The organism is Streptomyces durhamensis, assembly GCF_000725475.1.
In the GTDB taxonomy this organism is placed as follows: domain Bacteria; phylum Actinomycetota; class Actinomycetes; order Streptomycetales; family Streptomycetaceae; genus Streptomyces; species Streptomyces filipinensis.
Map to the genome: position 1 here is coordinate 71,636 of NZ_JNXR01000027.1, position 21,437 is coordinate 93,072.

The following is a 21,437-nucleotide window of genomic DNA, read 5'->3' on the forward strand; positions in this document are numbered from 1 at the left end:
GAAATCGGCCCTGAGACGGGGCGGGGAACCGTTCGACCAGCGCGGCGACGCCGCCGGCCGGTGCTCCCCGACCCGGCCCCGGCCGAAGATCAGGGGCGTCTCGGGGGCCGACCCTGATGCCCAGCCCCGCCGGCCATGTGACCATCGTTGGCATGCCGGAAGCCGCACCCCTGCCAGTCGACGACCCGCGGCCGCCGCGCAAGCTCTACCGCAGCAGCGACGGACGCTGGCTCGGCGGAGTGGCGCGGGGCCTCGCCGGGCATCTCGGGCTGCCCGTCATCTGGGTGCGGCTCGCCTTCGTCGGCCTGTTCATGGCCCACGGATTCGGAGCGCTGCTGTACGCGGCCTTCTGGTTCTGGGTCCCGCTCGGCGTCGGCGGAGTCGTCGAGCAGAGGCAGTCGCTCGCCGGCGGCGAGAGCGCGCCGGACGGCCGCCGCAGACTCGTGGCCCGCAAGCCGGACAAGGGCCAGATCGTCGCGCTGCTGCTCATGGTCATCGTGTCCGTGGTCTTCGTCAGCAGCGTCAATCTGGGCAGCGGCGCCAAGATGTATCTGGTGCCCGCCGTCCTCGTCGCGGCCGGTGTCGCCCTCGTCTGGCGTCAGGCGGACAACGCCCGCCGGGCCCGCTGGGTGGAGGTCGGCCGCCGGCGCCGCACCCTCACCCTGCTGCGCGCGGCCGGCGGCGTCCTGCTCGTCACGGCCGGTGTCTCCGCCATCTTCGTGCTGCAGGGCTCGGCCGCCCACCTCGGCGCGGTCCTGCAGGCGGCCCTCGCCGTCCTCGTCGGCATCACGCTCCTCGCCGGCCCCTATCTGGTCCGGATGACGCAGGACCTGTCGGAGGAGCGCCTGATGCGCATCCGGGCCCAGGAGCGCGCGGAGGTCGCCGCCCACGTCCACGACTCCGTGCTGCACACCCTCACCCTGATCCAGCGCAACGCCGACAACGCGAACGAGGTGCGCCGCCTCGCCCGCGCCCAGGAACGCGACCTGCGTACCTGGCTGTACAAGCCGGAGGGCACCGGCAAGGACGAGGCCGACGAGCCGGACACGGTCGCCGAGGCGGTGCGGCGCAACGCCGCCGAGGTGGAGGACAAGCACGGGGTGCCCATAGAGGTCGTCATCGTCGGCGACTGCCCGCTGGACGAGAGGACCGGCGCACAGATGCAGGCCGCGCGCGAGGCGATGGTGAACGCCGCCAAGTACGGTGGCGAGGGCGGTGCCGTACAGGTCTATGCCGAGGTCGAGGGTAAGACGGTCTTCGTGTCCGTGCGCGACCGCGGACCGGGCTTCGACCTCGACTCGATACCCGCCGACCGCATGGGCGTTAGAGAATCGATCATCGGCCGCATGGAGCGCCACGGCGGCACGGCCCGGCTGCGGTCGGTGCCGGGCGGCGGCACGGAGATCGAGCTGGAGATGGAGAGGGCGGAGAAGACGTCATGAGCGACGCGACCGAGGCGAACGGCACGGCGGGAGTCCCCGAGGCGGCCGGGTCCGGGGCCGGCGGCGGCGCGGGCGGACGGCACGTGCGGGTGGTGCTCGTGGACGACCACCGTATGTTCCGCACCGGCGTCCAGGCCGAGATCGGGCAGACCGCCGAGACCGGCGTGGAGGTGGTCGGCGAGGCCGCGGACGTCGACCAGGCGGTCACCGTCATCACCGCGACCCGGCCCGAGGTGGTCCTTCTCGACGTGCACCTGCCGGGCGGCGGCGGTGTCGAAGTGCTGCGCCGGTGCGCGGCGTTGACGGCGGACGCCGAGCGGCCCGTCCGTTTCCTCGCCCTGTCCGTGTCCGATGCGGCGGAGGATGTGATCGGAGTGATCCGCGGCGGCGCCCGCGGCTATGTCACCAAGACCATCACCGGCACCGACCTGGTCGACTCCATCTTCCGCGTCCAGGAGGGCGACGCCGTCTTCTCCCCGCGGCTGGCGGGGTTCGTCCTCGACGCCTTCGCCTCCACCGACGCCCCGCCCGTGGACGAGGACCTGGACCGGCTCACCCAGCGCGAGCGCGAGGTGCTGCGGCTGATCGCCCGTGGCTACGCCTACAAGGAGATCGCCAAGCAGCTGTTCATCTCGGTGAAGACGGTCGAGTCCCACGTCTCGGCGGTGCTGCGCAAGCTCCAGCTCTCCAACCGCCACGAACTGACCCGCTGGGCGACGGCCCGCCGGCTGGTCTGACCCCTGCCGCGGCGCCCCTACACGACCCGGGTGGCCCCCGCGAACGGCATCAGGTCGACCGGGGCCAGCCGCACCGGGGCCGAGGGGTTCGGAGCGTGGATCATCTGCCCGTTGCCCACGTAGATGCCGACGTGGCTGATCCCGGAGTAGAAGAACACCAGGTCTCCGGGCTGGAGTTCGGAGCGGGAGACGCGCCGGCCCGCGTTGATCTGGGTGTAGGTGGTGCGGGGCAGGGTGATGCCGGCGGCGCGGTAGGCGGCCTGGGCCAGCCCCGAGCAGTCGAAGGCGTTCGGGCCGGCCGCGCCCCACACATAGGGGCTGCCGAGCTTGGCGTAGGCGTAGGAGACGGCCGCGGCGGCGCGCGCGTTCGGGGCGGCGGCCGACCCGGCCTGCCGCAGATCCTCACGGGTGTCCGAGGCCGAGCGGGAGGCACGTTCCGGCGCGACGCCGTCACCGGTGACCGTGCCGTGCTGCTGCGGGGTGAGCCGCGCCAGCAGCCGACGGGCCTCGGCCAGCTTGCCGGTGACGGCCTCCTTCTGTCGTCCCAGCTGCGCCTGCCGGGCGCGCAGCGACGTCAGCTCGACGCGCGCGGCGCCGCGCAACCGTTCGATCTCCCGCAGCTGTTCGCGCACCCGGGACACGGTGGAGGCCTGCCGGTCGCCGGCCCGCTCCGCGAGCGCGGCGTTGTCCAGGTACCGGTCGGGGTCGCCGGACAGGGCCAGCTGCCAGGCCGGGGCGAACCCGCCGTCGCGGTACTGCGCCGCGGCGAACGAACCGAGCGTCTCCCGGGTGGAGTTGAGCTTCTCCTGCTTGCGGGCGGTCTCGTCCCGCAGCGCGTTCAGCCGCTGCTGCGCCGTGTCCGCCTCGTCCTTCGCGCCGTTGTACTTCTCGGTCGCGGTCTCGGCCTCCTGGTACAGCTCGTCCACCTTGGCCCTGACCTGGGCCGGCGTCAGCTGTGTCTCGGCGTGGCCCGTCCCGTCGAACCCCGTCGCGGTGGCCGCGCCCGCCAGGGCGAGCGTGGCGGCCGTCCGGGCCGTAGGGCCACCGAGCGAGCGTTGCCGGGGCTTGCGGTGTGCTGCCACCTGGGCCGTCACGTCCTTCCGTACGACGCGTACGGCCGAAGGCCGGGCCGGGCGGCCCGACCGAGTGGCCCGTACGTCGCGTCCGGCGGCGGCCCGCACAGGGGGAGCGGGCCACCGCCGGACCTCTCGGTGGTGGTGGCCGACGGCCGTCCCTGGCCCGGGCGGCGGTGGGGAGCCGGTCACCTGGAGGAGGAGGCTAGGACGGACGGTGACAACCAGGTAACGCGGTGTACGGAACTGGTCCGGACAGACCGGGAAGTGACCGTATGTGACCATGCCGCCGGTCTGGAGTCGTTGCCTTCACGCAGCGTAGTGACCGATGTGTGGAAACCAGGGCGGACGGGAGGTGCGGAGTGCTATGGGGCGCATATATGCGGGTCCCCTGCGCAAGATCATCGACTGCTTGGGGCGGGCCCGGTGACAGAGGGCCCGCACACCGCTGGCTAGGCTCCGGCCCCATGGACGTACTCATCCATCTCTTCGTCGGCCTGCACATCATCGGTATCGCCGCGCTGCTCGGCGGCTTCCTCACCCAGATGAAGGCGATGGGCCAGGGCACGGCCCGCTTCGTGCCCGGGATGCTGCACGGCGCGCTGACCATGCTGGTCACCGGTGTGGCCCTGGTCGGTCTCAACCAGGCCGACGACCACCACGTCAACACCATCAAGATCGGCGTCAAGCTGGCGCTGCTGATCGTGATCCTCGGGCTGGTCTACGTGAAGCGCGACGAGGAGAAGATCGACAAGGGCACGTTCGGGCTGGTCGGCCTGCTGACCATGGCGAACATCTTCATCGCCGTGCTGTGGACCTGACCGTCAGCCGTCCCTGCCACCGGCGCGGGCCGCGAGCACCGCACCGGCGGCGACCGTGAGCCACACCGCCACCGCCACCCCCAGCAGCACCCGTCCCGGCCATCCGAGCCACGGGACGCCGACGGCGGTCGCGACGGACAGCGTCGCCGTCGCCGTCATCCCCATCGGGAACACCGTCGCCCATCGCAGCATGTGGTAGCCGCGCCGGGGCCGCGCCGCCTCGGCGGCCAGCAGCGCGAGGTAGCAGGCCAGATCCAGCACGAGCAGTGCGACCGTCGTGGTGCGCAGCACGGCGCGGTCGTCGTCGTCCCACAGGTAAGGGCCCGCATCCGCGGCGATGAGCAGTTTCGCCCCCGCCAGCGCCGAGATCGCGAGTGCCCCGCCCGCCACCCAGTGGTCGCCGGCCCCCTCCCACACCTGCCGTGCGTCGAAGTGGGCCAGCGCGAGCCCGTAGAGCACCAGACCCAGCCAGAACAGCACCAGCGCGGTGTGGGCGAGCCACGCCCGGTGCTCGGCGGCAGCCAGTGTCGCGGCCAGTACGGCGAGCCCCTGTGTGGCCACACAACACAGGAACACCGAGCCCGGCATGCGCCGCCTCCAGTGCCGTACGACCGTGACCAGCAGCACCGGCCACAGCAGCGCCGCGAGCGCCAGCAGGGCCCCGGCGAGGGTCTGCCGGCCCAGCGCCGAGATCCCGGTGCCGAGCACGGTGGTCGCGGCGACGGCGTTGAGCGCGCCGGGGCTCTGAGCCTCGGCCGCCCAGCGCTGCCGCCGGCCGAGCAGCCGCAGGGCGAAGTCGGCGGCCAGCGCCACCCAGGCGACGGCGGTCAGTGCCAGCGCCAGCCGGGAGACCGTCTCCGCGCCGGTCAGCTGCAGGCCCACCGACAGGATGCCGGTCGCCATCACGGCGGCCCCGGCCGCGGGAGGCCGCTCCGCCCACCACGTACGCAGACCTGAGATGCCGGACATGCGCCGATGCTAGGGAGCCGCGCGGTTCCGGCCAGGAAGGGCACGCGCGCGTGGAAGGCGAAAACCCCGGTACGCGCGCGTGGAGCGGAGAAAGCCGGCTCGGTCAGCCCGGCCGGACCACGCTGTGGATGATCGACTCTCCGCCGTAGTACACCGACTCCTCACGGACGTACGCGCCCGGCTTGGGGGCGTGGATCATCATGCCGTTGCCTATGTAGACGCCGACGTGGCTGATGTCGTCGTAGAAGAAGATCAGGTCGCCCGGCCGCGCGTTCGCCAGTGACACCGTGGTGCCCGCGTCGACCTGGTCGTACGTGGTGCGCGGAAGGGAGACGCCGGCGGCCTTCCAGGCGGCCTGGGTGAGGCCCGAGCAGTCGTAGGAGTCCGGCCCGGTGGCGCCCCACACATACGGCTTGCCGATCTGCGCGCGGGCGAAGGCGATCGCCTTCTCGGCCTTCGTGTCGTACGCGCCGGACGTCGTGGAGCCGGTCGACCCGGACCCGGAAGACGAGGACGAGGACGACGACGAGGAGGACGACGAGGAGGACGAGTCGGACTGCTGCTGGGCCTGCCGCTTCGCCAGCTCGGCGGCCTTGCGCGCCGCCTCCTGCTGCTTCTCCCGCTCGATGGCGGCCAGCCGCGCCTTCTCCTGGGCCGTCAGCCGGGACAGCAGCTCGCGCGCGGAGGCGAGCTTCTGCTGGACGGTCGTCTTGGCGGTCTGCAGGTCGTGCTGCGAGTCGGTCAGCGTCCGCAGGCTCTCCGCGGCCTCCCGCCGCTTCTTCATGGTCGTGGCCTGCTCGCCGATGTAGTCGTCGACCGCGCGCTTCTCCCGGGAGGTCAGCCGGTTCATCAGCTGGCTCTGGTCGAAGTAGTCCTGGGGGCTGTCCGCGAGCAGGAAGGTGGCCGTGTCGGGCGCGGCGGCGCCGGTGCGGTACTGGGCGGCGGCGAAGGAGCCCAGTTCCTCGCGCGCCTTGTTGAGGCGGTCGGTGCGCCGGGCGACCTCCTCGCGCAGGGCGTCGACGCGACTCCGCTGCTTCCCGGTCCGCTCCTTGTTCGCGTTGTACTTCTCGGTCGCCGACTCCGCCTGGCGGTAGAGGTCGTCGACCTTCTTCTCGACCTCTTCCAGGCTCGGCTTGGCGTGATCGGTTCTCGGGGCGGCCTCGGCGGTCTGCGAGAGCATGGCCATGGAGGTGAGGGCGGCGGTGGCGAGGGCGGGGGTGCGGATGCCCGCTCCGGTGGTCCCGCCGGGGCGCGGCTTGCGGTGCGACGCCAAGGGAGGCGACTCCTTCCAATGAGCCGCCTACCGGGTTAGCTGTCGGGTTCGGGCGGTGGTTCGGAAGGGTTGCCCTACGGCGTCGTCCCGGGCGGGAGTCGGCCGATTCACCCCAGGATCGGTGGGTCCCCGGCTCCGGGCGCCAGGGGGGCGCGCCGGACTCGGCGGAGGCCGCGCACGCGGCCTGACGGCAACCTAGCCAACTGGTGTGACTAGTGTGAAGGTTGGTGCGTGATATGTCCGATACATTTTCGTGATCTGGGCTGAGAATCACGTTCTTGTCATCGGACGATTCCCCAGCGTGAGGGCCGTGCGGAGGGTGTTCGCCGCTTTCGCCCGTGGGGCCGTCTTCCCGGGACGGCGACCGGTTGTCGGTGGGGCGCCCTAGACTCGTAGAGCGATGAGCAGCCTCTTTGACGACAGCTTCCTGGCGGACCTCCAGCCCCCTCGCGGGCGCGAGGAGGAGCCCCCGCCGCCGCCCGAGGACGATCACGCCCCGGAGCCGCTTCCGGACGACCTGTTCGGCGGCAGGTTCGACGTGCCGCCGGACCGGGACGCCTACTACCGCGACGGCGCCCCCCGCCCCGCGCTCGACGCGGCAGCCCTCCTGGAGGGGCTGAACGACAACCAGCGCGCCGCGGTCGTGCACGCCGGCTCGCCGCTGCTCATCGTCGCCGGCGCCGGCTCAGGCAAGACCCGTGTGCTCACCCACCGCATCGCCCACCTCCTCGCCGAGCGGCATGTGCACCCGGGCCAGATCCTCGCGATCACCTTCACCAACAAGGCCGCGGGCGAGATGAAGGAACGCGTCGAGCAACTCGTCGGCCCGCGTGCGAACGCGATGTGGGTGATGACCTTCCACAGCGCGTGCGTGCGCATCCTGCGCCGGGAGAGCAAGAAGCTCGGTTTCACGTCGTCGTTCTCGATCTACGACGCCGCGGACTCCAAGCGCCTGATGGCCCTGGTCTGCCGCGACCTGGAACTCGACCCCAAGCACTTCCCGCCGAAGTCGTTCAGCGCCAAGATCAGCAATCTGAAGAACGAGCTGATCGACGAGGAGGACTTCGCCGCCCAGGCCACCGACGGCTTCGAGAAGACCCTCGCCCAGGCCTACGCGCTCTATCAGTCGCGGCTGCGCGAGGCGAACGCCCTCGACTTCGACGACCTGATCATGACGACGGTCAACCTGCTGCGCGCCTTCCCGGACGTCGCCGAGCACTACCGCCGCCGCTTCCGGCACGTCCTGGTCGACGAGTACCAGGACACCAACCACGCCCAGTACGCCCTGGTACGCGAGCTGGTCGGCACGGGTGAGCGCGCCGACGAGGCCGACACCCCGCCCGGCGAGTACGACCTCGCGCCCGCCGAGCTGTGCGTCGTGGGTGACGCGGACCAGTCGATCTACGCCTTCCGGGGCGCGACGATCCGCAACATCCTGCAGTTCGAGGAGGACTACCCGAACGCGACGACGATCCTGCTGGAGCAGAACTACCGCTCCACGCAGACGATCCTGTCCGCCGCCAACGCGGTCATCGAGCGCAACGAGTCCCGCCGCCCGAAGAACCTGTGGACCAACGCCGGCCAGGGCGCGCGGATCACCGGTTACGTCGCCGACACCGAGCACGACGAGGCGCAGTTCGTCGCCGACGAGATAGACCGCCTGGTCGACGCGGGCGATGCCAAGGCCGGCGACGTCGCCGTGTTCTACCGCACCAACGCCCAGTCCCGTGTCTTCGAAGAGATCTTCATCCGCGTCGGCCTGCCCTACAAGGTCGTCGGCGGGGTCCGCTTCTACGAACGCAAGGAGGTCCGGGACGTCCTCGCCTACTTGCGCGTTCTCGCCAACCCCGAGGACTCGGTGCCGCTGCGCCGCATCCTCAACGTGCCCAAGCGGGGCATCGGCGAGCGCGCGGAGGCGATGATCGACGCCCTCGGCCAGCGCGAGAAGATCAGCTTCCCGCAGGCGCTGAAGCGTGTGGACGAGGCGTACGGCATGGCCGCGCGCTCCACCAACGCGGTCAAGCGGTTCAACGCGCTGATGGAGGACCTGCGCACGATCGTCGAGTCCGGAGCCGGACCGGCGACCGTCCTGGAGGCGGTGCTCGAACGCACCGGCTACCTCGCCGAGCTGCAGGCCTCCACCGACCCGCAGGACGAGACCCGCATCGAGAACCTCCAGGAACTCGCGGCCGTGGCCCTGGAGTTCGAGCAGGAACGCGGTGAGGGCGAGTCGGTGGGGCTGGCCGACTTCCTGGAGCAGGTCGCCCTGGTCGCCGACTCCGACCAGATCCCCGACGAGGAGGACGGCGACGGCGTCATCACACTGATGACCCTGCACACCGCCAAGGGCCTGGAGTTCCCGGTCGTCTTCCTGACCGGCATGGAGGACGGCGTGTTCCCGCACATGCGCGCCCTGGGCCAGACCAAGGAACTGGAGGAGGAGCGGCGCCTGGCGTACGTCGGCATCACGCGCGCGCGGGAGCGGCTCTACCTCACGCGCTCGGCGATGCGCAGCGCCTGGGGCCAGCCGTCGTACAACCCGCCCTCCCGTTTCCTGGAGGAGATCCCGCCCACCCATGTGGACTGGAAGCGGACGGGAGCGACGGCACCGATGTCCTCCGGCCCGGCCTCCGGGATCGCGGCCTCGCTGTCCTCGTCCCGCTCGCGTTCCTCGGCGTCGGGCGCGTCCGGCTTCGCCACACGGCGTACGGCGGAGAAGCCGGTGGTCGCGCTGGCCGTCGGAGACCGGGTCACCCACGACCAGTTCGGGCTCGGCACGGTCGTCGCCGTGAAGGGCACGGGCGGGAACGCGGAGGCGACGATCGACTTCGGCGACGCCAAGCCGAAGCGGCTGCTGCTGCGGTACGCGCCGGTGGAGAAGCTGTAGGAGGCCCGGGGGGCGTAAGCCTCCCGTTCCCCCGTACCTGTGGGTGCGAGCCCCCGGGGCCTATGTGGGGTCGAGCCCGTGGCTCCGCAGCCACGGCAGCGGGTCTATGGCCGCCCCGCCCGCGGGTCGTACCTCGAAGTGCAGGTGCGGACCGGTGGAGTTGCCGGAATTGCCGGAATAGGCGATCGGCTGGCCGGCCTTGACGACCGTCCCGGAGGCGACGCGGTAGCTGGACAGGTGGCAGTACCAGGTCTCCGTGCCGTCCTTCGCCGTCAAGATCAACATGTTGCCGTAGGCGCTGTTCCACTTGGTCGTGACGGTGCCGTCGGTGGCGGCCATCACCGTGGTGCCGTAGGAGACGGGGAAGTCGATGCCCGTGTGCACGGACATCCAGTTCACGCCCGCCTGGCCGAAGTAGGCGCTGAGCCCCCTCTGTGTGACCGGCAGCACGAACTTCGGGCGCAGCCGCTCCTTGAGCGCGGCCTCCGCGGCGGCCTTCTTCTTCTCCTGCTCCTGCTGGTTCTTGAGGTCGATCCGCTCCTGCGTCCGGCTCGCCCGGTCGGCGAAGTCGTCGGCGCCGGCGGACAGGGTCTTCAGCTGGGAGTCCAGCTTGCTGTTGGCGATCGACGGCTTGACCGCGTGCGCGTCCGAGGCGGCGGCCGTGGTGTCCTTGCCGCCACCGTCGGTCAGGGCGCCGACCGAGGCGGCGGCGATCCCGGCGACCCCCATCACACACGCCGAGGGCACGGCGACGGTCAGCAGTGCGGAGCGCTTGGCGGGGGTACGGCGGCGGGAGCGCGCGGCGCTGCGCGCGCCGGCGCGGGTCGCCGGTGCCGGAGTGACCTCTTCCTGGTCGTCCAGCAGGCCGGTCACGGCGGGCAGTTCGCCCGTGCCGCCCGGCTCGTCGGTCCCGGGAACCTGTTCGGCGAAGCCGGTGTCCGCGTACGGCGCCTCGTGCTGGTACGGCGTCTGCGCGAAGGCCGCGGTCGCCTGCGGGTCGCCGACCTGCTCGAAGAGGGCGGTGGCCTGCTGGCCGAACGGTTCTCCGGCCTCCGGCTCCGCCGGTACGCCCTGGCCGCCGGAATTCCACTGGGTGGCGTCGTACGTGCCCGTCTCGAAGGTCTGGGTGCCCCACTCCCACTGCTGCGTCGGGCCGGCGCCGTCGGACTGGTCGGGCTGCAGCCAGGCGCTCGCGTCCCACTGGCCGCTGATGTCGTTGCCCGTCGCCTGGGCGGGGACCGTCCAGGCGGTGGTGTCGTAGGCACCGGAGTCGTAGGCGGTGTGGTGCTGGGCCGCGTACGGGTCGTGGTTCAGGTGCTGGCCGGTCTGCCACTGCGTGGTCTCGTACGCGCTGGTGGTCTGCTGGCTGGGCAGGCTGCCGAAGAGCGGGTCGGTGGAGAAGGAGCCCGTGCCGGTGCCGTCCGGAAAACCGGTGGCGCCGTAGTCGCCGTACGTGGTGAGGTCGCCGTAGGGGGCTTCGTGTGTGCCGTACGGCGCGTAGTGCGCGGCGGAGGCGTCGGAAGCCGGGGCCGGGGTGGTCATGGTCCCCGACGGGTGACGGTCGTTCACCAACTTCTCTTTCGCCTCGACAACAGGGGCTGCCAGAGCAGTGCGGCGACTGTACCCGCCGGTACCTGGGCGCGACAATCTTCAGCTGGTTTCGGGTGCAGGGGAAACGGGCATTCGGCGGTGTTTCGGGGGGTGCCGGACACGAGTTTGGCCGAGAGTTCGATTGGTGTTCGATGTGAGGTGACTGTTCGTCACCTGTGCGTCACGCCACCGTCAGGCCGTCGTCGACCCGGCCCCCCTGGCGCGGTGTGTCGAGCGCGGTGCGTATCCCGGCCGCGACGGCGGGGTGTACAGGCAGGGCGAGATGCCCGATGCCGGTCACGCGGATGTTCTCCGCGTCGAGGTCGGGGTGCTCGATGCAGGCCGTCTCCAGCGGGACCATCACGGAGTCCAGGTCGCTCCAGAAGCTGACGAACCGGGTACGGCAGCCGGGCGCCGGCCGGGCCAGCTCCTCGATGACCCCCGAACCGGGCCGCATCTGCCGCACGATCGGATGGGCGTCGGCCAGCGGCGCCGCGCTGGTCCCCGCATGCGGCGTACCCAGCGTGACGAGCGTGCGCACCCGCAGGTCACCGCCGAGGCACTGCGCGTAGTAGCGGGCGATGAGCCCGCCGAGGCTGTGCCCCACGATGTCGACCCGGTCGCTGCCGGTGCGCTCGCAGATCTCCTCCACGTGCCGGCCGAGCAGCTCGGCGGCCGCACGGATGTCACAGGTCAGCGGGGAGTAGTTGAGCGAGATGACGCGCTGGCCGCCGTGCTGGGCGAGGTTGCGGCGCAGCAGCACGAACACCGAACGGTTGTCGATGAAGCCGTGCAGCAGCACCACCGGTGGGCCGGACCGGACCGGAAGCTGGGCGGTGCCGTCCTGGGCGGGCAGCGCGGGCCAGTGGCGTTCCTGGGTGAGGCCGGTGGGGTACAGCAGGAGATGGCCGGTCAGGATCGCGGCCTCCAGGGCGGTCGCCTTCAGCAGCGCCACCGAGAGTCCGGCCAGTCTGCCGGGCCACAGGCGGCGGCAGAACGGGAGGAAGAGCGGCAGTACCCCGGTGACCTTCATGGCCGACCTCCTGTCGGCACGCCGGAGGACGGCTCGATCCCCCGTGTGCCCTCATGTCCCACCATGTGATTTCCCCCTCGCTGCGCACCGTAAAACTGCCGGTTGCGGGATGCTGGAGATAACGTTCGTTCACTTCGCGACGGGTGGCGGAACGCGCCAAAAGTGCGGTACTTGTCGTTACGGACGGAAGCGATCGCTTCCGGGGTCGTTTGATGGAGGCAGTGATGGGTGTGGCAGCCGGTCCGATCCGCGTGGTGGTGGCCAAGCCGGGGCTCGACGGCCACGATCGCGGGGCCAAGGTCATCGCGCGTGCCCTGCGCGACGCCGGTATGGAGGTCATCTACACCGGGCTCCACCAGACGCCGGAACAGATCGTGGACACCGCCATCCAGGAGGACGCCGACGCTATCGGCCTGTCCATCCTCTCCGGCGCGCACAACACGCTGTTCGCCGCGGTCATCGACCTGCTCAGGGAGCGCGAAGCCGAGGACATCCTCGTCTTCGGCGGCGGCATCATCCCCGAAGAGGACATCCCGCCGCTGAAGGAGAAGGGCGTCGCGGAGATCTTCACTCCGGGGGCGACGACCGTGTCCATCGTGGAGTGGGTGCGGGCGAACGCCGGTCAGCCGGCCGCGTCGGGGGGCTGAGCCGGCGGTTGCGGTGAGCGGGGCCCGGTGTCCTTGGGGACACCGCCCCCGGACTCCCGGCCGGCTTGGCTGCCGTGCTCTCGAACACCACCACGAGCGGCACCGCCGGACGGGCTGACGGGGGCCAACTCCCGGGCCATCTCCGCCCGCAGCCGTAGTGTGGTCACCAGCCGCTGGAACGCCTCCGCCCAGTATCCCCCGGCCCCGGGCGCGGCGTCCTCCCGTTCGTCGGGTATCGCCAGCAGCGCCTCCAGACGGCCGGCCTCCGCGGGTTCCAGGCAGCGTTCCGTCAGACCCATCACGCCACTGAAACTCCACGGGTAACTGCCCGCGTCCCGCGCGATGTTCAGCGCGTCCACGACCGCCCGGCCCAGCGGCGCAGCCCAGGGCACCGCGCACACCCCGAGCAGCTGGAACGCCTCCGACAGACCGTGTGTCGCGATGAACCCGGCCACCCAGGCGGCCCGTTCCGCCGGCTCCAGGGCGGCCAGCAGCTTCGCGCGCTCGGCCAGTGACACCGCGCCCGGACCGCCGGCCTCCGGCGCCGACGGCGAGCCGAGCAGCGCCCTCGACCACTCGGCGTCCCGCTGCCGCACCGCGGCCCGGCACCAGGCCGCATGCAGCTCGCCCTGCCAGCCGTCCGTCACCGGCAGTGCCACGATCTCCCGTGCCGTCCGCCCGCCGAGCCGATCCCGCCAGACGCCGAGCGGAGCCGCCTCCACCAACTGCCCCAACCACCATGAGCGTTCCCCTCTGCCTGCGGGAGGTGTGGCGGCCACACCGTCACGCTCCATACCGGAGTCGCACTCGAGCGGCGCCTCCACCGCGATCGCCGGCGCGTCGCCCGTGCGGTCGAGGGCCACGCAGGCCGCGGCCCGTACGGCCATGCGCGCGGCGAGCGCCGAAGCGGGCAGCGCCGACAGCAGCTCCGCCGCCGTCGCCCGCACATTACGGCTGCGGTCGGCCAACGCCTGCTCCAGGAACGCCTCGTCCGCGGCGGACAGGCCCGTGCGCAGCGAGTCGAGGAACATCAGCCGGTCCTCCGCCCGCTCCGTGGACCAGGTCGACGCCAGCAGCTCGCGCGCGAGCTCGGGCGTACCGGCGCGCAGCGCGCCCAGCAGGGCCACCCGCTCGGCGAACAGCCCTTCCTGCCACAGCCGTAGCACCGCCTCGGCGTCCCCGGGATCGGGCAGCGCGGCGCCGCCGCCGGGGGTCGCGCGCAGGGCGAAGCGCCAGTCGGCGTTCAGCCGGGCCAGCCACAGCGCCCGCGGGCCCGCGAACTCCAGCGCCGCCGGGCGCAGGTCCGTACGGCCCCGGGCCGCGTCGAGCAGGGCGGGCAGCGCCTGCGGAGGTGCCGCGTACCCGTGTGCGTTGGCCGCCGCGAGCCACTGGGGGAGCAGTTCCATGAGGTCCGGGGAACTGCCCCGCCGGCCACCGGTCCCGCCACCGGAACGGTCGGCCAGCAACGTGGCGAGCCGGCGGGCCGCCGCGGCGGGCAGGACCGGGCGCGGATCCTCGGGCGCCCGTTCCGGCCGGCGGGCCACCCGGGCGGGCCGCAGCCCGGCCCGCCGCCGTACGGTCGCCACGGCGGCCTCGTCCAGCAGTGCCAGGGGGGCCTGGCGGCCGGACCCGCCTTTCGCCGGCGGGCGCCGGTCGGTGCCGAGGAGAGCGGTGGTGACCAGGTCTTCCCAGGAGCTCGCGGCGGCCGCGGCGGCGCCGGCGGTCGAAGTCGTCCCGTTCATCGCGTCCCTTTCCTGCGTGTGGCTGTGGGGTGCTGGTGCGGGGTGCCGGTCCGTGTGCGCCCGAGAGGTGCCCCCGCTGTCCGCGTCCCACCGGCGCGGGCGTCTTCCCGGCAGACGGTCAGCACAGCGGTACCGCCTCGCCCGTGCCCTCCTGCCAGGCCGTGAGCGGCGTGAAACCGCGATGACCGCACTCGCCGAACACGGTGACCGGACCGCCGCCGGACAGGGCGACCAGCCGCCACAGCCCGGGACGGGAACGGGCGGACCGGGTCAGCGGCAGAGCGGAGTCCGCGTCGGCGTCGGCCAGCTGCCACAGGTCGCCGTCCGGGACCGGTACCACCCGGGCCAGCGTCACCGGGACCGACTCCAGCCAGGGGTCGTCCCGCAGCGCCTCGCCGTACCGTGCCGCCGCCTCGGCCGTGGTCGTGCCCGGCGGGCGGAACGCGGCCGGTGCGGGCGGGGCGTGTCGCTCACCCAGGGCCGACCGCGGCTGGCCGGCGCCGGGATAGGCGGTCAGCTCCGCGTCCAGGGCCAGGCCGACCGGCAGCGACAGCTCCGGAGCCCGGCCGGCCGCGCCGTAGGACAACAGCAGCCGGGTGCGGCCCGAAGCGGCGCCGTGCAGCCATATCCGCCGGGTCGTCAGTTTCGGATCCACCGTGTCGTACTGGGCGAGGACCAGCCAGCGGTCGCGGACCGGTGCACCCTCTGCCGTGGCGGGCAGGCCCAGCCGGGCGCGGACCGTGGCCGCGAGGGCGTCCGGCAGCCGGTCGCGGCCCAGCCAGCCCTGATCGAGCAGGTGCAGCAGCGCGCACTCCTCCAGCAGCCGGGCCGGCCAGCCCGCCCCGGACGCCGGGATCGCCCCCAACTCCCTTACGCGCGCCGCAAGTCCGGGCGCCTGAGCGTCGACCATGCGGGCCGCCGTCTCGTCCCACAGGCCGTACCCCGCCTGCTCGGCCGCGGCCAGGCCGCCGCGCAGCAGATCCGCGAGGCGCTGCTCCAGCTCCGTCGCGCCCGCGGTGACCCGCTCGGCCCGGCGCTCGGCCCGCCGCCGCGCCGCCTCGGGATCGGCGGACCCGCTCGCAGAACTCCCCTCAATCCGGTCCTGCTTGCCCTCGGCCCGCCTGCGTCTGCCCGCGAGCCACTGATCGGCCCAGTCCGGCGGCTCGGCGGACGCCGTCACCGAGCCGTCGTCGCCGGACCACAGCAGGAGCAGCCCGAGCGCGTGCTTGCACGGGAACTTACGGCTCGGACAACTGCACTTGTACGCCGGACCGGCCGCGTCGGCGAGATCGACCACCGTCTGATACGGCCTGCTGCCGCTGCCCTTGCACAGCCCCCACACCGTCCCCTCTCCGCTCCCCGCCTCGGACCACGGACCGGCCGTGCCGAGCTTTCCGCCCGCTTTGCGTGACGCGGCGTCAGGCGCCAGTGCCAGCACCTGCTCCGCGGTCCAGCGCACCCCCTGCTCAGTCATGCCACCGACGGTAGGACCCGCCACTGACAATCGCTCCACAGCTGGCGTTTGTGCAGGTCAGAGCGATTGTCAGTGGCGTGGTGCACGGTGGGTGCCAGAACCGAACCGGCCGAGCTGGAGGGGGCCTCAGCCATGTCCGCCACGTCTGCTTCTGCCACGTCTGCGTCTACGTCCGTGCGACCGACCACCGCACCACCGAGCCACGACACGAGCGCCGAGGTGCTGCGCCCGCACGCCGAGCACGCCTTCGCCGCCGAACTGTCCGCGCTCGCCGCGCAGGACGACCGCCCGCGCCCCGCCCGCTGGAAGCTGTCGCCGTGGGCGGTGGCGACGTATCTGCTCGGCGGCACCCTGCCGGACGGCACGGTGATCACCCCCAAGTACGTCGGCCCGCGCCGGATCGTCGAGGTCGCCGTCACCACGCTCGCCACCGACCGCGCCCTGCTGCTGCTCGGTGTGCCCGGCACCGCGAAGACCTGGGTGTCGGAGCACCTGGCGGCGGCGGTCAGCGGCGACTCCACCCTGCTGGTGCAGGGCACGGCCGGCACGCCGGAGGAGGCGATCCGCTACGGCTGGAACTACGCGCAGCTGCTCGCGCACGGCCCCAGCCGCGACGCCCTCGTGCCCAGCCCCGTGATGCGTGCCATGGCCGAGGGCATGACGGCCCGCGTGGAGGAACTGACCCGCATCCCGGCCGATGTGCAGGACACCCTGATCACGATCCTGTCCGAGAAGACGCTGCCCGTCCCGGAGTTGGGCCAGGAGGTCCAGGCGGTCCGCGGGTTCAACCTCATCGCCACCGCCAACGACCGGGACAGAGGCGTCAACGACCTCTCCAGCGCGCTGCGCCGCCGCTTCAACACCGTGGTCCTGCCGCTGCCGGAGAGCGCCGACGCCGAGGTCGACATCGTCACCCGCCGGGTCGAGCAGATCGGCCGCTCCCTCGACCTGCCGGCTGCGCCCGACGGCATCGAGGAGATCCGCCGGGTGGTGACCGTCTTCCGGGAGCTGCGCGACGGCATCACCGCCGACGGCCGCACCAAGGTGAAGTCGCCCAGCGGCACGCTGTCCACGGCCGAGGCGATCTCCGTCGTCACCAACGGCCTGGCCCTGTCCACCCACTTCGGCGACGGCGTGCTGCGCCCGGGCGATGTCGCCGCCGGCATCCTCGGAGCCGTGGTCCGCGACCCGGCGGCCGACAAGGTCATCTGGCAGGAGTACCTGGAGACCGTCGTCCGCGAGCGCGCGGGCTGGACGGACTTCTACCGCGTGTGCCGGGAGGTGAGCGCGTGAACGACACCCGCTGGCCCCAGGCCCACGACTCCGGGCCGCTCCTGCTGGGTGTGCGGCACCACGGCCCCGGCTCCGCCCGCGCGGTGCGCACCGCCCTGGACGCCGCCCGGCCCACCGCCGTCCTGATCGAGGGCCCGCCCGAGGCCGACGCGCTGATCCAGCTGGCCGCCGACCCGGACCTGCGGCCTCCGGTCGCCCTGCTCGCCCATGCCGTGGACGAGCCGGGCCGCTCGGCGTTCTGGCCGTTCGCCGAGTTCAGTCCCGAATGGGTGGCGATCCGCTGGGCCCTCGAACACGAGGTCCCCGCCCACTTCATCGACCTCCCGGCCACACACACGCTCGCGTGGGAGGAGCCGGGGGAGGAGAAGGAGGAGCCCCGGCAGGAGAACGGGGGGCCTCGGGAGGAGAGAGGGGAGAGAGGGGAGAGGGGAGAGCAGCAGCGGGGAGAAGAGGGAGAGAAGGGAGAGGCGGGGGAGGCGGGGGAGGGGCAGGGCGCCGGTGCCGACGTCGAGCAGGTCCGTGTCGATCCGCTCGCCGTGCTCGCCGAGGCCGCCGGGTACGACGACCCCGAACGCTGGTGGGAGGACGTCGTCGAGCACCGGGGCCCGGGGGAGCGGGACCCCTTCGCCCCGTTCAGCGCACTGGAGGACGCCATGGGCGCACTCCGCGAGCGGTACGGCGCCGGAGGGCACTCCCGGGACCTCGTCCGCGAGGCCCACATGCGGCTCCGGCTGCGCGCGGCGCGCAAGGAGTACGGGGACGGGCCGGCCGTGGTGTGCGGGGCCTGGCACGTGCCCGCGCTGCGCGCGAAGACCACCGTCGCCGCCGACCGCGCCCTGCTGAAGGGGCTGCCCAAGGTCAAGGCCGACCTGACCTGGGTGCCCTGGACGCACCGCAGGCTCGCCCGGTCCAGCGGGTACGGGGCGGGCATCGACTCGCCAGGGTGGTACGGCCATCTGTTCCATGCCCCCGACCGGCCGGTCGAGCGATGGCTGACCAAGGTGGCGCGGCTGCTGCGCGAGGAGGACCGGATCGTCTCCTCGGCCCATGTCATCGAGGCCGTCCGGCTCGCCGAGACCCTGGCGGCGCTGCGCGGCCGCCCGTTGCCCGGACTGAGCGAGACCACCGACGCCGTGCGCGCGGTGATGGGCGACGGCTCGGACGTGCCGCTGGCGCTGGTGCACGACCGGCTGGTGGTCGGGGACGTCCTCGGCGAGGTCCCGGAGTCGGCGCCGGCGGTGCCGCTGCAGCGCGACCTGGCCCGGCAGCAGCGTGCGCTGCGGCTCAAGCCGGAGGCGCTGGAACGTGAACTGGAGCTGGACCTGCGGGGCGACACCGACGCCGGCCGCAGCAGGCTGCTGCACCGGCTGCGGCTGCTCGGCGTCGGCTGGGGCGAGCCCGCGCGGTCACGGGGGAGCACGGGCACGTTCCGGGAGACCTGGCGGCTGCGCTGGGAGCCGGAGCTGTCGGTGCGGGTCGCCGAGGCGGGCGGGTGGGGGACGACCGTACTGGCGGCGGCGCAGGCCAAGGCCGAGGCGGACGCGACGGCCGCGCGCACGCTGGCCGACGTCACCGCGCTGGCCGAGCAGTGCCTGCTGGCCGGTCTGCCGGACGCCCTGCCCGTGGTCATGCGGGTGCTCGCCGACCGGGCGGCGCTCGACGCGGACGTCGGCCATCTCGCCCAAGCCCTGCCCGCCCTGGTCCGCTCCCTGCGCTACGGCGACGTGCGCGGCACCGACACGGAAGCGCTGGCCGGCGTCGCGGCGGGCCTCGCCGAACGCATCTTCGTGGGCCTGCCTCCGGCGTGCGCCGCGCTCGACAGCGATGCCGCGGAGGAGATGCGGGGCCATGTGGACGCCGTGCACACGGCGGTGGGGTTGCTGACGGAGACCCTGACCGGTGCCGGTGCCGGTGCCGGTGTGCCCACTCGGGCCGACCCCGGCGGTTCGGCTTCCTCCGGCCACGGCCACGGCCACGGCCCGGACACGAGTGGCCGTGCCGTCGGCGAAGCCGGCCGCGGCGATCTGCGGGACCGATGGCGGGCCGTGCTGCGGACCCTGTCGACGCGAGACAGCGTGCCCGGTGTGTTGCGCGGGCGGGCCGTGCGGTTGTTGCTGGACGAGGGGGAGCTGCGGTCCGAGGAGGCGGCGCGGCTGATGGGGCTCGCGCTGTCGCCGGGGACACCGCCCGCCGACGCCGCCGCCTGGATCGAGGGCTTCGTCGGCGGCGGGGGCGGGCTGCTGCTGGTGCATGACGAGCGGCTGCTCGGGCTGGTGGACAGCTGGCTGACCGGGGTGTCGGCGGAGGCGTTCACGGACGTACTGCCGCTGCTGCGCCGCACGTTCGCGGCGTATGAGCCGGGGGTGCGCAGAACGCTCGGCGAGCTGGTCCGGCGGGGCCCCGGAGACGGGGCGGCGGGCCGGGCCGCTCACGGAGCCGTGACGCCCGGCTTCGCCGCCGAGGCCGACACCGAGCGCGCCGACGCGGTTCTGCCGGTGCTGCGGCTGCTGCTCGGCCTGGACGACCCGGCCGAGCGTGACCGGACCGAGCGTGACCCGACCAGACGTGACCGGACCGAACGTGACCCGACCAGGCACGACCCGGCCGAAAGTGATCCGGCTCAGGGTGGCCCGGACACGCATGACCCGGCCGAGCGTGACCGGGCCGAGCGTGACCCGACCAGACGTGACCGGACCGAGCGTGACCCGACCAGGCACGACCCGGCCGAAAGTGATCCGGCTCAGGGTGGCCCGGCCGAGCGTGACCGGGCCGAGCGTGACCCTGGCAGGCATGATCCGGCCGAATGTGCCCCGGCTCAGCGTGACTCGGACAGGCGTGACGCGGCCGATTGTGATCCGGCTCAGCGTGACTCGACCGAATGTGACCCGGCTCAGTGTGACCCGGCCAGGCGGGCCCCGGTCGCATGTGACCTGGCCGAGTGCGGCCCGGACAGGCGTGACGCGGCCGCATGTGACCCTGCTCAGGGTGGCCCGGACACGCATGACCCGGCCGAGCGTGACCGGGCCGAGCGTGACCCTGGCAGGCATGATCCGGCCGAATGTCACCCGGCTCAGCGTGCCCCGGCCAGGCATGCCCCGGCCGAATGGGACCCGGTTCAGCGTGACCCGGCCGAGGGTGATCCGGCTCAGCCTGGGTCGGTCGGGTGTGTTGCCACCCGGGGTGGCACGTGTGATGACAACAGCCTTGCGGGGGTGGGCGCATGACGACCGGGTCGATGCCGGTGGATCTCGACGACCGGGCGCGGGAGAGGCTGCGGCGCTGGCGGCTGGTGCTCGGCGGCGACCAGGCCGACGGCACCGGATGCGCGCTGTCTGGCCGGGACGCGGCGATGGACAGCACGCTCGCCGCGCTGTACGGCAAGGGGGACAAGCCGCAGGCGGGACGCGACCGCTCGGCGGGCCTCGGCGCCTCGGCACCGTCCGTGGCGCGCTGGCTCGGCGACATCCGCACGTACTTCCCGTCCTCCGTCGTCCAGGTCATGCAGCGTGACGCCATCGACCGGCTCGGGCTCGCCTCCCTGCTGCTGGAGCCGGAGATGCTGGAGGCGGTGGAGGCGGACGTGCATCTCGTCGGCACGCTGCTGTCGCTGAACAAGGCGATGCCGGAGACGACGAAGGAGACGGCACGCGCGGTCGTGCGGAAGGTCGTCGAGGACCTGGAGAAGCGGCTCGCGAACCGTACCCGGGCCACCCTCACCGGCGCCCTCGACCGCAGCGCGCGGATCAGCCGGCCACGCCACCACGACATCGACTGGAACCGCACCATCGCGGCCAACCTCAAGCACTACCTGCCCGAGTACCGCACGGTGGTGCCGGAACGCCTCGTCGGATACGGGCGCGCCGCGCGGTCGGTGAAGAAGGAGGTCGTCCTGTGCATCGACCAGTCCGGGTCGATGGCCGCCTCGGTCGTCTACGCGTCGGTGTTCGGCGCGGTGCTCGCCTCGATGCGGTCGATCAGCACCCGGCTGGTCGTCTTCGACACGGCGGTGGTCGACCTCACCGACCAGCTGGACGACCCGGTCGACGTCCTCTTCGGTACCCAGCTCGGCGGTGGGACGGACATCAACCGGGCGCTCGCCTACTGCCAGTCACAGATCAGCCGGCCGGCCGAGACGGTGGTCGTGCTGATCAGCGACCTCTACGAGGGCGGTATCCGCGAGGAGATGCTCAAGCGGGTGGCGGCGATGAAGGCGTCCGGGGTGCAGTTCGTGGCGCTGCTCGCGCTGTCGGACGAGGGCGCACCCGCCTACGACCGGGAGCACGCGGCGGCGCTCGCCACGCTCGGCGCACCGGCCTTCGCCTGCACACCCGACCTGTTCCCCGACGTCATGGCCGCGGCGCTCGAAAAGCGGCCGCTGCCCATTCCGGACACCGCGTGACGCCGGGCGGGAAAGGGGAGCGAAGGGAAGGGGAGGGGAGGGAAGGGGAGGGAGAGA

General features: G+C 72.8%; 15 protein-coding genes and 1 riboswitch. Of the genes, 8 read left to right on the top strand and 7 right to left on the bottom strand.

The genetic code is table 11. From position 1 onward, the window contains the following. Window positions 1–116: 116 nt before the first annotated feature. Both IO33_RS0132730 and IO33_RS0132735 read left to right on the top strand, forming a co-directional pair. The gene (locus tag IO33_RS0132730; protein ID WP_390985230.1) at window positions 117–1,442 is read left to right on the top strand and encodes an ATP-binding protein; all 1,326 of its coding nucleotides are present in this window, start codon (window positions 117–119) and stop codon (window positions 1,440–1,442) included. Next, on the top strand, window positions 1,439–2,179 hold the full coding sequence (locus IO33_RS0132735) for a LuxR C-terminal-related transcriptional regulator (RefSeq protein ID WP_031171737.1): 741 nt from the start codon (window positions 1,439–1,441) through the stop codon (window positions 2,177–2,179). The genes IO33_RS0132730 and IO33_RS0132735 overlap by 4 nt, the downstream gene beginning before the upstream one ends. Window positions 2,180–2,196: 17 nt before the next feature. Here the strand turns inward: IO33_RS0132735 and IO33_RS0132740 are convergent, their stop codons facing one another. Next, on the bottom strand, window positions 2,197–3,261 hold the full coding sequence (locus tag IO33_RS0132740) for a C40 family peptidase (protein WP_031171739.1): 1,065 nt from the start codon (window positions 3,259–3,261) through the stop codon (window positions 2,197–2,199). Between the two features lie 458 nt (window positions 3,262–3,719). On the opposite strand from IO33_RS0132740, the gene IO33_RS0132745 reads away from it, so the two are divergent. Further along, window positions 3,720–4,073 carry a hypothetical protein gene (locus IO33_RS0132745; RefSeq protein ID WP_031171741.1) on the top strand — a complete coding sequence of 118 codons (354 nt, stop codon included), beginning with the start codon at window positions 3,720–3,722 and terminating at the stop codon, window positions 4,071–4,073. Between the two features lie 3 nt (window positions 4,074–4,076). Here IO33_RS0132745 and IO33_RS0132750 read toward each other — a convergent pair whose 3' ends face one another. Together IO33_RS0132750 and IO33_RS0132755 are read right to left on the bottom strand one after the other, a co-directional pair. Next, window positions 4,077–5,042 (bottom strand): tellurite resistance/C4-dicarboxylate transporter family protein, encoded by a 966-nt coding sequence (locus tag IO33_RS0132750; RefSeq protein ID WP_031171743.1) that lies wholly within the window; start codon window positions 5,040–5,042, stop codon window positions 4,077–4,079. A gap of 103 nt (window positions 5,043–5,145) precedes the next feature. Further along, window positions 5,146–6,315, bottom strand: coding sequence for a C40 family peptidase (locus IO33_RS0132755; RefSeq protein ID WP_031171744.1), 1,170 nt, complete (start codon window positions 6,313–6,315; stop codon window positions 5,146–5,148). Between the two features lie 8 nt (window positions 6,316–6,323). Next, window positions 6,324–6,492, bottom strand: a riboswitch (cyclic di-AMP (ydaO/yuaA leader). A 223-nt stretch (window positions 6,493–6,715) separates the two neighbouring features. On the opposite strand from IO33_RS0132755, the gene pcrA reads away from it, so the two are divergent. Continuing rightward, window positions 6,716–9,202: a DNA helicase PcrA gene (gene pcrA / locus IO33_RS0132760; protein ID WP_031171745.1), complete on the top strand. Its 2,487-nt coding sequence runs from the start codon at window positions 6,716–6,718 to the stop codon at window positions 9,200–9,202. A gap of 60 nt (window positions 9,203–9,262) precedes the next feature. Here pcrA and IO33_RS0132765 read toward each other — a convergent pair whose 3' ends face one another. Beyond that, window positions 9,263–10,771, bottom strand: a complete 1,509-nt coding sequence (locus tag IO33_RS0132765; RefSeq protein WP_031171747.1) for a M23 family metallopeptidase — start codon at window positions 10,769–10,771, stop codon at window positions 9,263–9,265. Window positions 10,772–10,973: 202 nt separating this feature from the next. Further along, window positions 10,974–11,825 (bottom strand): esterase/lipase family protein, encoded by an 852-nt coding sequence (locus IO33_RS0132770; protein WP_031171749.1) that lies wholly within the window; start codon window positions 11,823–11,825, stop codon window positions 10,974–10,976. Between the two features lie 224 nt (window positions 11,826–12,049). On the opposite strand from IO33_RS0132770, the gene icmB reads away from it, so the two are divergent. After that, on the top strand, window positions 12,050–12,472 hold the full coding sequence (gene icmB / locus IO33_RS0132775) for a coenzyme B12-dependent isobutyryl CoA mutase small subunit (RefSeq protein WP_031171751.1): 423 nt from the start codon (window positions 12,050–12,052) through the stop codon (window positions 12,470–12,472). Here icmB and IO33_RS0132780 read toward each other — a convergent pair. Together IO33_RS0132780 and IO33_RS0132785 are read right to left on the bottom strand one after the other, a co-directional pair. Beyond that, a complete protein-coding gene (locus IO33_RS0132780; protein WP_245235941.1) occupies window positions 12,448–14,214 on the bottom strand; it encodes a DUF5691 domain-containing protein in 1,767 nt (588 codons plus the stop codon). The genes icmB and IO33_RS0132780 overlap by 25 nt on opposite strands. A 118-nt stretch (window positions 14,215–14,332) precedes the next feature. After that, the gene (locus tag IO33_RS0132785; protein ID WP_031171756.1) at window positions 14,333–15,688 is read right to left on the bottom strand and encodes an SWIM zinc finger family protein; all 1,356 of its coding nucleotides are present in this window, start codon (window positions 15,686–15,688) and stop codon (window positions 14,333–14,335) included. 132 nt (window positions 15,689–15,820) lie between these two features. Between IO33_RS0132785 and IO33_RS0132790 the strand changes: the two genes are divergently transcribed. From IO33_RS0132790 to IO33_RS0132800, 3 genes are read left to right on the top strand one after another with little or no spacing between them, the layout of a single operon-like run. Next, entirely contained in the window at window positions 15,821–16,981 is a 1,161-nt protein-coding gene (locus IO33_RS0132790; protein WP_031171757.1) for an ATP-binding protein, read from the top strand. After that, a complete protein-coding gene (locus IO33_RS44665) occupies window positions 16,978–20,205 on the top strand; it encodes a DUF5682 family protein (protein WP_425347986.1) in 3,228 nt (1,075 codons plus the stop codon). The genes IO33_RS0132790 and IO33_RS44665 overlap by 4 nt, the downstream gene beginning before the upstream one ends. Then, window positions 20,202–21,380, top strand: coding sequence for a vWA domain-containing protein (locus IO33_RS0132800; RefSeq protein ID WP_031171761.1), 1,179 nt, complete (start codon window positions 20,202–20,204; stop codon window positions 21,378–21,380). The genes IO33_RS44665 and IO33_RS0132800 overlap by 4 nt, the downstream gene beginning before the upstream one ends. Window positions 21,381–21,437 lie beyond the last annotated feature (57 nt).